Genomic DNA, 13,257 nt, shown 5'->3' on the forward strand with positions numbered 1-13,257 from the left:
CCCCGCAGACGCAGCCTCTCCTGAGGGAGTTGCCCTACCAACTGCCCCGGAGACACTTCCGTGAGTGACCGACGAATTGTGGCACTTCCGCGTTACTGTAATGACCGACCAATTGTGGCACTTGGCCCGTGATACGTGATGCGTGAAGAGGGGCGCCAGGCAACCAACGTCACTCATCACTTGTCACGTATCACGTGTCACGCATCACGTATCACGTATATCGGGCTACTCCACGCCATGGCCCCATCTCGCTGGATCACCCGCAGCCAGTAGGCGGTGGTCCCCCGTGGGGGCGCGGGGTCGCGGAAGGTGAAGTGCGTCTCTCTGGGCCGTTCCCCCCGCGGCACCCACTCGGCAGTCACCCGTTGGCCCTCGCCACCGGCCTCGATCACCAGCGGCTCCCGCCCCAGGTCTGCCAGACGGAAGCCGAACCGGGCGGGCTCGGTCTCGAACCACAGGACTGCCTCATCGGGGGCGTCCAGGTCCAGGAACAGCCCGTCCGGGTCGCCCGCGGTGGAGGAGAGCCAGCGCACCTCCCGATCGGTCCTGCTCTGCACCCCCTCATGGGGTTGGTCCACCGCGAACTCCTGCACCGCCAGGATTCGGCCCGCGCTGAGCGAGAGCGACCCGTGCCAGAGGGTGGGCCGCTTGCGATAGCGGGTGCGGGCCCCCTGCCAGGTCAGCTTGAGTAGGGGACGCTCGCCTGGGATCGGCGTCACCAGGGGGTGGCGATAGATCACCTCGGTGTAGCGCAGGATCTCCACCGTCTCCAGGGGTGCCGTGCCCAGCACCTCCACCTCGAGCTTAGGAGCCTGGTTTACCCGGACTTCCGAACCCATAGGCTGGCCGTCGGCGCTGAAGCGAAGCACGATGCGCTCGCCGGTGGTGCCATAGCAGCGGCGAGCCCAGAAGGCCTCCCACAGGGAGTCTCGGCTCAGGTCCTCGGCGTAAGCGCCCAACAGCCCCCCGCGCATGCCGAAGTGGATGTCGCTGCCGCTGGGGTAGGTGGCCCCGGGACGGCCGCTGTGGTCGTCGGAGTTGGCCACGAAGCCCACCTTCAGGCCCCGGCGCAGCGCCTCCTCGGCGAACCACTCGAACACTCCGTGCACCGAGGCGATCTCGATGATAGGGGTGAGTGTAGGGTCGAAGTAGTCCAGGTTGGCGTGGCGGCCGCCCACGTGAGGCAGCAGCATCACGTCTCCTCTGTCCCGTAGCTCCCGCTGCAGCTCGCTCAGAGGCGTCCGGTCGGTGTCCTCGTCGGAGCGGTCGGCGATCTGCCAGTGGCTGGAGCGATGCAGCACCCCCTCGTCGCCCCGGAAGTAGACGTTATGGTCGCCTCCCACCGGGGTGGTGCCCGACCACTCGTAGGCCAAGAAGGTGACGTACCGGCCCGGCTGGTGGAAGCTTCGCACCCCGTCCTGGATCTCTTGCCAGTGTTCCTTGGTGACCTGGAAGTCGTTGGCGCAGTGGGAGATGAAATCGAGCGCGGCCACGTCCCGGCCGAAGGCGAAGTACTCCTCCACCGTGCCGGTGGCTACCGTGGCCCCCGTCTGCCCGTGCATGTCCCCCCAGTAGAGCCGCCTTTCCGGGGCCGTCCCGTGGCAGACGATAGGATTGCCCAACCCTTCCAGGGAGCCATTCCTCTCCCGGGCCACGAGCCGGTGAATACCTGGAGCCGAGAGGCGCAAGCCCTGGAAGCGATGGGCGCCGCGCTCGCTGGGAGTGAAGGCGTGGGTCCCAAGGAGTCTCTCGCTACCCTCTGGGTATAGGTCCACGGTGGCAGCGTAGCCGTCGGCGGGGTTGCCGTAGCGGTCCTCCGCCACCACCGTGACGGCGAACTCCTCATCTGCGGCCACCTCGGACCGGCATCTGACTCGCAGCCGGGCGGCCTGGCCGCCGACGATTCGCACCCAGGGCTGTTCCTCGAGGGGAACGTACTGCCCAGTGCCGTGAGCGTCTACCAGGACACGGAACTCGTAGCGTTCCTGGCGGAAGGTCTGCGCCTGGGAGCCCGGGCCCCCTTGAGCAGTATCGCCGAAGATGACGGTGACCTCGTCACCGGGGGCCAGGGCACCGTCATACACGTCTATCACCACTGCTCCCTTCCAGGGTCGGATGTGGGCCTGAGGGTCGTAGTGGGCTCTCAGCCGAGCCTTACCGGTGGTGGAGACGGTGGTATACTCGGCCTCGGAGGGGCGGTCGAACTGGGGCAGCCCCCAGTTGGCTGCCATCCTCCGGGCGATGAGGATCCGCCCGGTATCGTCTACGCCGTGCTTGCCCACGGTGAGGGTAAGACGCCAGGTGCCATAGCTCCCGGCGATAACCTCGCCGGCTGGCTCGACCACAGCTCGGCCATAGGTGGGGATGGAGCTCGGGGTGTTGTGGGCGCTCAAGGCTTCCTCCGCGCCGGCGGCGATGGCCAAGGAAGGCTCTCGCCTGACGGCGATGTTCGCAGGCCGGGCGCAGGATAGCCGCCCCCAGCCCACGTGGTCAAGACGTGGGTCTGTACACCGGCCAGGAGGGCGCCAGAGGAGGTGATGGAGGAGTGAGCATGTCTCCGGTCGAGGGGCTAGGCAGGCTGCTGCTCGTATTCGGTCTCTTGATAGGGCTGCTAGGGATCGTTCTCATTCTGGTGGGAAAGGGGGTCCTTCCGGACCGGCTGCCGGGCGACATTCACCTGGAAGGGCGGGGCTGGTCCTGTTGGGTACCCCTTGGCCTGTCCGTGGTGCTGAGCCTTCTGCTCACCCTGGTTCTCAATCTGGTGGTACGGCTGATCAACCGGTAGGAGAGACCGTCTTAGAGCGTGTATAGCTCGTCTCGGAGCAGCGTCTCGAGGGTATACGCCACCCCTTCCTCGTCGTTAGAGGGGGCCACTCGATCCGCCACCGCTTTGAGCGCCGGCACAGCGTTGCCCATGGCCACCCCGATCCCGCTCTCGGCTACCATCTCCAGGTCGTTCATCTCGTCGCCGAAGGCGATCGTGTCGGCCAGAGTCAGGCCCCAGCGTTGCAGCAACACTGCCAGCCCTGTGGCTTTAGACACGGGGGCCGCTACCACCTCGCCCCAGGCCCCGCCGGCAGTCACGATCAGGCGGCACGAGGGGGGCATCTCCTCTGCCAGACAAGCTACCCCGTTCTCCGGTCCCAGGTTGACGACCATCTTGAGCGGAGGTTCCACCAAGGCGTCGCTGATGCGCCGGATCGAGAGCGCCTCTGGGTACTCCGTGGGGCGGTTCACGTACAGTCGGTCGCCGATGTCGGCATAGAGGGTGCAGTTGGGGTAGCGGCTCTCGATCAGGTCCACCACTCGCAGCGAGTCCTCTAGAGGGATGGCCTCAGAGTGAATGCAGGTCCCGTCCAGGTAGACCTGGGCCCCGTTCAGGTAGACGCTGGGGCAGCCTTGCAGCGCAGGGGGTAGAGATCTGACGGACGAGGCGATCCGCCTGCCCGTCGCCACCACCACCCTCATGCCTCTATGCTTGCACTCCTCCAGAATCTGGACGGTCCGGTCCGACACGCTGCCGTCGGAGCGCAGCAACGTCCCGTCCAGGTCCAGCGCGACTACCGCCACCATGGGCCTCGACCAGCCTCCTGTGCCCTGCGTGATACTCAACAAACATGATAACTGAACTGGCGAGTTCGTGCCCGAATGACCCTGGCTTGCCTGCTCGGTGGGGGAATGAGCGCCGGCCAGGCGCACCGATCAAGGCCACCAAGTAGCTTGTTGGCGCGTAGGCGTGCGCGCTCCTCGGTGCTGACGAGCCAGGCGCTGAGCGAGGAGCGCGGCTGCAACACCCGACGCCGCCAGCTGGCTGCTCGACGTCGCGGTAGGGTCGGATGATGTGGCCAGCCCGTGCGTCACCGACACGGTGCCGCTGGACGGGAAGCAGTGGCACGACGTACGGGTGGCCTCGGTGGCCCCCGCTTGGCGGCCACCATTCGCCGCGTCATGTCGGACGAATCGGTGGGGGACCGGCTCTAGGGCCCCGCCGTGCGCCCTAGCCTGTCTCGGCCCAGATGCATGCGGCCACCAGCCCGGGGCCGCCGTGAGCGCCCAGCGCCGGGGTGATCTGGTTTACGTAGCCATCCACCGGCTTCACCCGAGCCGTGACCGACTCCAGCAACTGGTGAGCTCCCTCCAGGTTATCCGAATGCATGGCGGTGAAGTGTAGCGTCGTGCCCTTCGCCCGTTCCGCCACCATGTCCGCTATTCGGCGGATGGCCTGACTCAGGTTACGGGCCCGGCCGATGGGCTGCAGCTTGCCGTCCACGGCGGCAATGATGGGCTTGATGCGCAGGGCGGAGCCCAGGAGGTAGGCGCTGCGCTTAAGCCTTCCGCCGCGGAAGAGGTATTCGAGGGTGTCGAAGGCAGCTACGAAGAACACCTCGTCTCGCGCTTTCTCAGCCGCTCGCACCACCTCCTCCAGGCTGCGCCCCAGGGAGGCCGCTCGGGCAGCCGCCAAGGCCACGTAGCCCTGGGCCATGCTCACCGTGCGCGAGTCCAGGGCGCGAATGGGCAGAGCGCTGGCCATCCGGCTTGCCACTTGGGCTGCCTGGGCGTAGCCCCCGCTGAGATCGCCCGAGATGTGGACGGACAGCACCCCATCGGCGCCCTCGCCTGCCTTCTGGTAGAGCTCCTCGAAGGCGGCAGCGGAGGGGAAGCCGGTAGACACCGACGTGTCCGGTGTGCGCATGGCGCGGTAGAGCTCAGACGGGTCAAGATCCACCCCGTCCCTATAGGTGTTGCCGTCCCAGGTGACGACGTAGGGCACGGTGGGGATGCCCCATTCCTGCACCAGGGCAGGGGGCAGGTCGGCCACAGATTCGGTCACCACTGCGATCATCTCTTCCCCTCCTTCGCCGCTTCGGCAGGTTCGTGTGCGAGCGCCTCACCCTGATAGAACACCGCCCAGTCCTCGCCGTTGCCGGGGGTCGGCGCCGTGCGCCCGTCGACAGCAGGGCGCGGATGTCCGGTACCGGCACCGGGTGTGGTTCAGACGTCATTAACCCGCGCGGGGGGAGCCGCCGCGGGTGTCGCGGCGGCGTCGGGTAGCCGCACGGGGCAAGCCCGCGTGCCAGAGCTGCAACGCCCGCCGGCGCGGGCTGGGAAAGGGCCAGCCGGGCGAAGAGCCTGCCCTGAGCAGCGCGAAGGGGATGGCTTCGCCTTGTCTTGGCTCAGTGGTTCAGCCCGGAGCGCGGTCATGGACCCACTCGCCGATGCTGAGCTCTCCTAGGGCTTTCTGAGAGTCGAGCCAGCGTTGGGCGATCTGCCATCTGGCGCGGGCCAGCAACCACCACCGGCCAGCCAGCAGGCAGGGAACAGAGGCGAGGCAGCGCCCGATAGCGGCCAGCCTGGCTCCGATAGCCACCTCTGGCGGCTTGCCCAGGACTTTGACGACGCCCTAGCCGTAGGGGCGAACCTCGTGTTCGCCCGCAGTATTCTCCGGCAGTCATCTCTGCTGGCCTGCCCCAGGACTTTGAGAAAGCCCTGTGAGCTCTTAGGGCTTTCTCAAAGTCCTGGGGCAGGCCACCAGAGATGGCTATCGGAGCCAGGCTGGGCGCTATAGGATGGTGCATCGCCTCTGTTCCCTGCCTGCTCGCTGGCCGGTGGTGGTTCCTGGCCCGCGCCAGATGGCAGCTCGCCCAACGCTGGCTCGACTTTGAGAAAGCCCTGCAAGAGCTCAGGATCGGGGGGACGAGTGTGTTCAGCCGGCAGTCGCACGCAGGTGGTTTCCTCGCAGGCTTTCGCGGCAGGCTCTTCGGCCGGCTAGGAGGGCAAGGCGCCAGCATCCTGGCAGGTTCCAGCCTCTTCCCGAGGAGTCCGCGCCCCCAGGCGCGGTAGACACTTGGGGACAGCGCGCGTGGGCGCGCGCACTCCTCCAAGGAAGGTGTACCTGCGGTGCAGTCGGGGCTGGCTCGCCTAATCCGAGCGCAGCGACGGCGCTGGTCGGCATGTGTCCCCCCGATCCTGAGCTGCTACCAGACAGAAGGCAGGGCGACTGCCATTCTGCCTGAAGGATGAGCGCACAGGCTGATGACCCATGGCGGAACCAGCCTGATGCCCTTCCGGCCACATTCCGAGGCCCGTAGGGTCGAGGAATGCTCCGGTTGCCGAGGGTAGATTCCTCGCTTCGCTCGGAATGACAAAGGGGCACTTGGAATGGCAGGAGGGGCAATTGCAGTGACGGAGGGGCACTCGGAATGGCAAGAGGGGTGCCTGGAATGCCAGAAGGCCACTTGGAATAGCAGGAGAGGCAATTGGAGTGACAGAGGGGCGCGCGGAGTGACAAGGGGGGCGCTTGAGCGCTGAATGCCGGGGGCGATGCTCGACCGGCTCACAGCAGAAGTGTGAACCGGGTGTGGGCCAAGTCATAGGCAGCTCGACGCCTGGCCTAGCTTGACGCCAGCCCGGCAGATGCATTCGCCTTGTCAGGATTCGGCCTGCTGCAGGCCTCTGCGTTAGGATACCGGCCATCTGTCTTTCACCTGGGAGTGCGGCATGAACCAGGACCGCGTGGATGAGCCGCAGCAGGGCGAGACCGTGCTCTTGCAGGCCGGCGATCTCGTGGCCGCCGACCTCCGGCTACTGGAGGCCCGGGGGCTGGAGGTGGACGAGTTCGACGTGACGGGCGAAATCGTCCCGGTGGCCAAAGTGCTGGGCGAGGAGCCTACCATCCTGTATCGCGGCAGCCGGATCACCCGGGGCAGCGGCAAGGGCGTGGTGATCGCCAACCGGGAGGCGGCCGAGTACGAGGAGTACCTCAGGCAGCCGTGGGAGCCACAAGCGGGTACGCGGCCGTCGCCCATCGAGGGAAGCCGCTTCTGGTGGCTGGCCCTCCTGTTACCGCCGCTCCTGGTCGCCTTCCACCACTACGGCGCCCGCCCCCTGCTTTTCCTGCTGGCCGCCGCTACGGTAGTCCTGGTCCTGGTACTGCCGAACGGCGCGCTCTTCCAGTACGTCGCGACCAGGATGGCGGCGGCAAAGCTGCGCGACCGAGGCATCCGCGTGCGAGGCGAGCGCGCCCTGGAGCGTTTGGGCGCCCTGGACACCGTCTGCCTGGACAAGACCGGCGTCCTGACATCCCGCGAGATGGTGGTGAGGCAGGTCCATTTCGCCGAGGGGCCAGCGGATATGGCCGCTTTCGGCAATGGCGGTGAACGCGCCACTCTTACCGAAATGGCGTGCGCCCTCGGCAACGACGTCTTCTTCCTGGAGCGGCTCGGGCGGGCCGACCCCATAGACAGGGCCCTCGTCGCCTTTGCCGAGAGCCGCGGGTTCGACATCGGCGAGCTGACCCGGAAGCACCCCCGGATCTACGATCTACCCTTCGATTCCGAAGCCAGGTATATGGCCGCCGGCTTCGACTTCCACGACCACGCCCTCTACTTCGCTAAGGGAGATCCGGAAGTCATCCTCCCCATGTGTGGTGACTACCTCAACGCGGTGGGCGCCGAGACGAAGCTGGACCCAGCCGCTTTGAGCCGCTTGCGCCATCACCTGGAGGCAGCCGGCCAGGCGGGGGACATTCTCATCGCCTTGGCATACCACCGCGGCGCGCGGGGTGCGCCGCCCCAGCGCTACACCTTCCTGGCGGCGGTCCAGTTGGCAAACCCTCTCCGGCCGGGGGTCCCCGCTATGGTGGCCGGGCTCAAGGAAGCGGGCCTGAGGGTGGTCATGCTGACCGGTGACCGGCTGGAGACGGCCATGGCCATCGCCCGAGAAGCCGGGATCTATGCCGGTCCCGCGGCCAGCCGGACCGGTAAGCAGGTCGCAGCCATGGCCCTGACGGAATTGGCCCGGCGGACCGCTTCTGCGTCCGTCTTCGCTCGGTTGTTGCCTTGGCAGAAGGGACTGCTCATCCGGGTCTGGCGACAGACAGACCAGGTTGTGGCCATGGTCGGCGATGGCGCCAATGACACCATCGCCCTGCGGGTGGCGGACGTGGGCATATCTCTCGTCGAGGGCAGCTCCCCCCTGGCCAAACGGGAGTCCCAGGTCCTCATCCGGGAGGTGGGCGACCTCTTGCCACTCATCCAGGGAGCCAGGAGTCTGCACCAGCTGATCCGGCGCTTCGTGGTGGTGCGGATGACAGCCCTAATGGCCGTGCTGTTGCCCTGGTATGCCTGGATCTCTGTCGTAGCCCTCCCCCTCTAGCCCTGGGAGGCGAGGCTCAAGGTGTTTCGACTGGGACGCAAGTCGTGGTAGAATGGGAGGCGTAGAACCGGGGATGAGGCTCCCCGGGGATCTCTCGATCCGCTACGTCGCAAGACTGATAGCCTCTACCAGCATGGCGCCGTTCTGGTAGAGGCTTCTTCTATTTCACCCACCAGTGAGGAGGCCTTACGTGGCTACTGAGATCAGCCAGGTCGTTGCGCGCGAGATTCTCGATTCGCGGGGTAACCCCACCGTGGAGGTGGAAGTCTACCTGGCGGACGGCGCTGCCGGTCGCGCCGCGGTGCCCTCGGGAGCGTCCACCGGCGTGCACGAGGCGCTGGAGCTGCGCGACGGGGACATAGGGCGCTACGGAGGCAAGGGTGTGCTCCGGGCCGTCGAGCACGTGAACGGGGAGATCTCGGATACCGTGGTCGGTCTCGACGCTCTGAATCAGGCCGGGATCGATCAGGCCATGCTGGACCTGGACGGCACGCCCAACAAGAGCCGTCTGGGGGCAAACGCTATCTTGGGCGTCAGCCTGGCGGTGGCCCGCGCCGCGGCCCAGTCGGCCGGGTTGCCCCTCTATCGCTACCTCGGCGGCGTGGGCGCGCGCTCCTCGAGGCAGAGTGCGCCCGGCCTGCGCTCGGGCTTGTGCTTCTGGTCTGGGCACAGCGTTGGACCTGAGCGGCGGTGCTGGTCGGAATCCGCCCCCCTATGGTGACCTCTTGCGCCAGTACTTGCCTGCCTGCCTCCGTCACACTATAGTGAAGTTGACATTCGAGAGCCTTCTGTGTCGGGCGATGAGGCTCGCCCCGAGCACTCAGCTCAGAACTATCGCGAGATTGATAGCCTCTACCAGATCGAGCTGGTAGAGGCTCTTCTGTTATCTGGAGGGTGATAATACCCATGGAAACTCGAGAAGTGCAGGAAGCTGCGGCGCGCATACGAGCGAACGTGTCCCAGGTCATCGTCGGCAAGGACGATGTGGTGGACCTGCTCGTGGTGGCTCTGCTCTGTGAGGGGCATGTCCTCCTTGAGGATGTGCCGGGAATCGGCAAAACCACTCTGGCCAAGGCCCTGGCTCGCAGCCTCGGGTGCTCGTTTCAGCGAGTGCAGTTCACTCCGGACCTCCTTCCCTCAGACATCACCGGGGTGAGCGTCTACAACCAGAAGACGGGAGACTTCGAGTACCGGCCCGGGCCGGTCATGTCCCAGATACTGCTGGCCGACGAGATCAACCGCGCTGGGCCCCGCACTCAGAGTGCCTTGCTGGAAGTGATGCAGGAGCAGCAGGTCACGGTGGACGGTGTGACACGGGCCGTCCCTCGGCCTTTCCTGGTATTGGCCACGCAGAACCCCATCGAGCTGGAGGGTACCTTCCCTCTCCCCGAGGCACAGGTGGACCGTTTCCTCATGCGGGTGGCACTGGGTTACCCCGACTTCGAGGAGGAACGCGCCATAATGCGGCGTTTCCGCGATGCCGACCCGCTGCGCCACCTGGAGCCCGTCGTGTCGGCAGACGAGGTCCTGCAGCTGGGGGCCATCTGCCGCCAGGTGTTCATGCACGAGGTGATCGAGAGCTACATCATCTCCCTGGTGCGCCGGACACGTCGGCACGAGGCACTCGCTCTGGGGGTGAGCCCGCGCGGGTCACTGGCACTCATGCGCACCAGCCAGGCCTTCGCTGCCATGCAAGGACGCAACCACGTCCGGCCGGATGACGTTCAGGCGATGGCCAAGCCGGTGCTGGCCCACCGGCTCCTGCCCAGCGTCCAGACCCGCCTGCGAGGTCATGCGACCGACGACATCCTGAACGAGATCCTGGAACAGGTGCCCGTGCCGGTGGAGAAGGACTGGGCCGTCGAGGAGCTGGCATGAGGGGACCCCGCTGGTGGTGGCTTCTGGCGATTCTGTTCGCTGCCAGCGTCATCCAGCACCACGCCGGCCTCTTCCTGTTCACGCTGATGCTGGGCTTTGCCGCGCTGGCCTCGGTGATGTGGGAGCGCTTCGCCTTGGCCGAGCTCTCCTACACCCGACATCTGGGGCGGACGAGCCTCGCCTTCGGAGAGGAGACCGATCTGTCGGTCGTAGTCTATAACGCCAAGCCGCTCCCCCTGCCCTGGGTGCTCATCAATGATCAGTATCCAGACGGCCTCACCCTCGTCACCGGTCAGCTGGGCGTCAGCCGCACGGCCAGCTTCAAGCGCGCCTTGGTCAACTTCCTCGCGTTGCGCTGGTACGAGAGGGTGCGACGGACCTACCGCGTCCGAGGAGACCGAAGAGGCGTCTACGAGTTCGGCCCGGCCGAGGTCTACACCGGGGACCTCTTCGGCTACCGTCGCCAGCAGATGAGCATAGACCACGTGGATACCCTGTTGGTGTATCCCAAGGTAGTGCCAGTGGAGGCACTGGGGTTGCCTGCCGGCCGACCCGTGGGCGATGCGGCCTACTCTAGACGCATCGTCGAAGACCCGTTGCGTCAGGCAGGAGTACGAGAGTACGTACAAGGGGACAGCATCAGGCACATACACTGGAAGGCGACCGCTCGCACGCAGCACCTCCAGACGCGTGTCTTCGACCCCAGTGCCAGCCATCGGCTGGTGATAATGGTGGACGTGCAGACTGCGCACCAGCCGTACTCCGTAGTGCCACAGTACCTGGAGCTGATCGCGTCGGCCGCCGCCTCCGTAGCCATGGACAGCCTGGACAAGGGTTACGCGGTGGGTCTGATGGCCAATGCCAGCGCCGTGCACGACAGACAGCTGACCGCAGTCCCGTCGGGTCGCCACCCAGAGCAAGCGAGGGCCCTCCTCGAAGCGCTGGCCCGCCTTACCAACTTCCGCCTCACGCCGTTCTCGCGGCTCTTGTCGAACGCGGCACCCATCTTGCCTTACGGGGCCACCGTCGTAGCTCTGACAGCCCAACCTGATGAGCAGGTACAGGCTGCTTTGGTTCGGCTGCAGGATGCCGGGCACCCTGTGGTCCTGCTCACGGTGGGGGAGGAGCCGGCGGTCAACGGGATGATCGAGAGGTATCACCTTGGAGGAGTGGATGCCTGGGAGAGGCTGGAGAAGCTACAACTGGCTTGACAGCGTAGCCATACCGGTGCTGTCGGCCGCCATGCGCGTGGCCTGGGTGGTTCCAGTCAGCAACGCCCTGATGGGCAGCGGCTTCGTTGCCCCCTCCGCCCGGTTGTCAGCCTGGCTCCCATTGGCAGTCCTCTTGGGGGCCTCGTTCACTGCGCGGCGCCTCGCGGCTCGTCCGGGCGGGCGGGTTCTGATGGCGCTAGCGGGCGTGCTGGTGATGCTGGGGAGCGCCGCCCTCGTCCTGGCACCAGCCAGTCCCGGCGACTTGTGGCGACACGCCATGGACTGGCACGAGGCCGTCCCGGCCATTTGGGTGCTGCTGCCCGTCTTCGGCGGACTCTGGCTGCGTGGGATCAGCATCGACTGGATCGAAGCTGAGCCCCTGCGACGCGGCTTCGTCACCGGCGTCCTGGCACTCGCCGCCCTGGCCCTACTGGGCGGATACGGGTACAGCCTAGGCCTGGGCATATCCGACAGCCTGCTGGAGCCCTTTGTCGCCTTCACCGTCTCCGGTCTCGTTGCCTTGGCCCTCAGCGACATCTCCCTAACTCTGCGTCAGAGCGCGCGCTCGAGCGGGACCCGGCCGGGGTTGGGCCGGTACTGGTTGTACGTGGTGGGCGGGTCGGTGTTGGCGGTCCTTCTGGCGGCCTGGCTGGTCGCTCTCATTGTCGCCCCTGAGACGGTTGAGGCGGCCGCTCAGGCGCTGCGGCCGCTGCTCAGGCTCTTCCAGCCAGTCGTGAACCTGTTGGCGCGTGTCCTCGCCTACCTCATCACCGGCATCGCCTACATCGTGTTCACCATACTCGAGCCCCTGATCAACTGGCTGCGCTCGCTGGCCTCCGGCGAGCCGCCCGACGAGAACATCCTAGACCGCGCCAACCTAGCCGAGCAGTTGCGAGAGCTAGAGCCGGGCGGGCAGGGCGGCGCCGAGCTCGGCCCCTGGGTGCAAGGTGTGCTGGTTGTGGGCCTGCTGGGCCTGGTGGCACTAGTGTTCGTCCTAGCCTTCCGTCGCCGGTATGCCACCAGTCCGGATGGGATGGTAGAGAGTCGCGAGGTGGATTGGTCGTGGCATCTGATGCGGGAGCAGTTGGGGCGCTGGCTCTCCCGGCGCCGCCGCCAGACGCGATCACGCTTCCTGCCCCTACTGGAGAACGAACAGGGCCGGGTGCAAGTGCGGACGGCATACAGGAGGTTGCTGGCCAGCGCCGGCGGCCACGCCCCGGGACAGACGCCTCTGGCCTACATGCGTCAGCTCGCAGGGTCGGGGCCAGAGCTGGAGGAGCCGCTGGCGGCCCTCACCGAGGCCTATCAAATGGCCCGGTACTCCAGCGAACCTCTCACCCCAGAGACGGTGGCTGCTGCTCTACAGTCTCTAGCCCAGGTGGAGGCCCTGCTTGGCGCCCGCCACCCTGGCGCTCCCGAGCCCGAGGGCGACGGCAATGGCGGGTGACGAGGTCGGGGCTGACCCGGCAGGCAAGGGAGCAGGCCTCTCCGATCTGCTGCGGGAGTACCAGCGTAACTCCCTGGTGGCTACTCTGCGTGCCTGCGAGAAGAGTCTGCGTGAGGCACAGGAGCAGCTGAGAGGCCCCCTCACCGAGGGCATCCTGTACCGCCGGGTGCTCAACCTCCCCGCCGGCCGGCGCCAGTCTGCCCTGGACCTGGTCGAGGAGTGCTTGGCACTCCTGGCAGAGATAGCGCGCGGTTTTGACCTGCGCCCGGCGGAGGAGGACCTGGCGCAGGCAATCGCCGCTTCCATGACCGTCTGCTGGGCTAACCTGGGAGACGCCAAGTCGGGCAAGCTCAGGGCCTACGGAGAGGTAGATCCACGCTTGGGTGAGGCGCTCGACCCATCGCTGGATCGGCTCGAGCGGCTGGCGCTTGCCATTGCTTCTTTGCTGCAGGTGCCGGGTCGCGAGTGACTGCCGTCGAACCATGGCCGAGACAGGTACCCGCACCTCCCTGCCTGACTCCGGCTGCCCGCCGCCAACTGCAGACGTACCTCCGAGCGTCGAACCGG

Annotated in this window: 10 protein-coding genes; 7 read left to right on the forward strand and 3 right to left on the reverse strand. The window is 66.6% G+C overall.

All coding sequences use genetic code 11. The annotated features are described in order from the left end of the window. Positions 1-197 precede the first annotated feature (197 nt). Positions 198-2,423 (reverse strand): DUF3604 domain-containing protein, encoded by a 2,226-nt coding sequence (locus HPY83_17265; GenBank protein ID NPV09695.1) that lies wholly within the window; start codon positions 2,421-2,423, stop codon positions 198-200. A gap of 128 nt (positions 2,424-2,551) precedes the next feature. Between HPY83_17265 and HPY83_17270 the strand changes: the two genes are divergently transcribed. Beyond that, positions 2,552-2,785: a DUF2905 family protein gene (locus HPY83_17270; GenBank protein ID NPV09696.1), complete on the forward strand. Its 234-nt coding sequence runs from the start codon at positions 2,552-2,554 to the stop codon at positions 2,783-2,785. Positions 2,786-2,796: 11 nt separating this feature from the next. Here HPY83_17270 and HPY83_17275 read toward each other — a convergent pair whose 3' ends face one another. Both HPY83_17275 and HPY83_17280 read right to left on the reverse strand, forming a co-directional pair. Further along, positions 2,797-3,573, reverse strand: coding sequence for an HAD family phosphatase (locus HPY83_17275; GenBank protein ID NPV09697.1), 777 nt, complete (start codon positions 3,571-3,573; stop codon positions 2,797-2,799). A gap of 424 nt (positions 3,574-3,997) precedes the next feature. Next, a complete protein-coding gene (locus HPY83_17280) occupies positions 3,998-4,843 on the reverse strand; it encodes a DegV family protein (GenBank protein NPV09698.1) in 846 nt (281 codons plus the stop codon). A gap of 1,655 nt (positions 4,844-6,498) precedes the next feature. Here HPY83_17280 and HPY83_17285 point away from each other — a divergent pair. From HPY83_17285 to HPY83_17310, 6 genes are all read left to right on the forward strand, one after another. Further along, positions 6,499-8,154 (forward strand): cation-transporting P-type ATPase, encoded by a 1,656-nt coding sequence (locus tag HPY83_17285; protein NPV09699.1) that lies wholly within the window; start codon positions 6,499-6,501, stop codon positions 8,152-8,154. 190 nt (positions 8,155-8,344) lie between these two features. Further along, entirely contained in the window at positions 8,345-8,875 is a 531-nt protein-coding gene (locus tag HPY83_17290) for a hypothetical protein (GenBank protein NPV09700.1), read from the forward strand. A 185-nt stretch (positions 8,876-9,060) separates the two neighbouring features. Next, positions 9,061-10,032 (forward strand): MoxR family ATPase, encoded by a 972-nt coding sequence (locus HPY83_17295; protein ID NPV09701.1) that lies wholly within the window; start codon positions 9,061-9,063, stop codon positions 10,030-10,032. Next, positions 10,029-11,243: a DUF58 domain-containing protein gene (locus tag HPY83_17300; protein ID NPV09702.1), complete on the forward strand. Its 1,215-nt coding sequence runs from the start codon at positions 10,029-10,031 to the stop codon at positions 11,241-11,243. The genes HPY83_17295 and HPY83_17300 overlap by 4 nt, the downstream gene beginning before the upstream one ends. Continuing rightward, positions 11,206-12,690 carry a DUF4129 domain-containing protein gene (locus HPY83_17305; GenBank protein ID NPV09703.1) on the forward strand — a complete coding sequence of 495 codons (1,485 nt, stop codon included), beginning with the start codon at positions 11,206-11,208 and terminating at the stop codon, positions 12,688-12,690. Before HPY83_17300 ends, HPY83_17305 begins: the two co-directional genes overlap by 38 nt. Further along, positions 12,680-13,159 carry a hypothetical protein gene (locus tag HPY83_17310; protein ID NPV09704.1) on the forward strand — a complete coding sequence of 160 codons (480 nt, stop codon included), beginning with the start codon at positions 12,680-12,682 and terminating at the stop codon, positions 13,157-13,159. The genes HPY83_17305 and HPY83_17310 overlap by 11 nt, the downstream gene beginning before the upstream one ends. Positions 13,160-13,257: the final 98 nt, after the last annotated feature.

The organism is Anaerolineae bacterium, from assembly GCA_013178015.1.
Classification (GTDB): domain Bacteria; phylum Chloroflexota; class Anaerolineae; order DRVO01; family DRVO01; genus Ch71.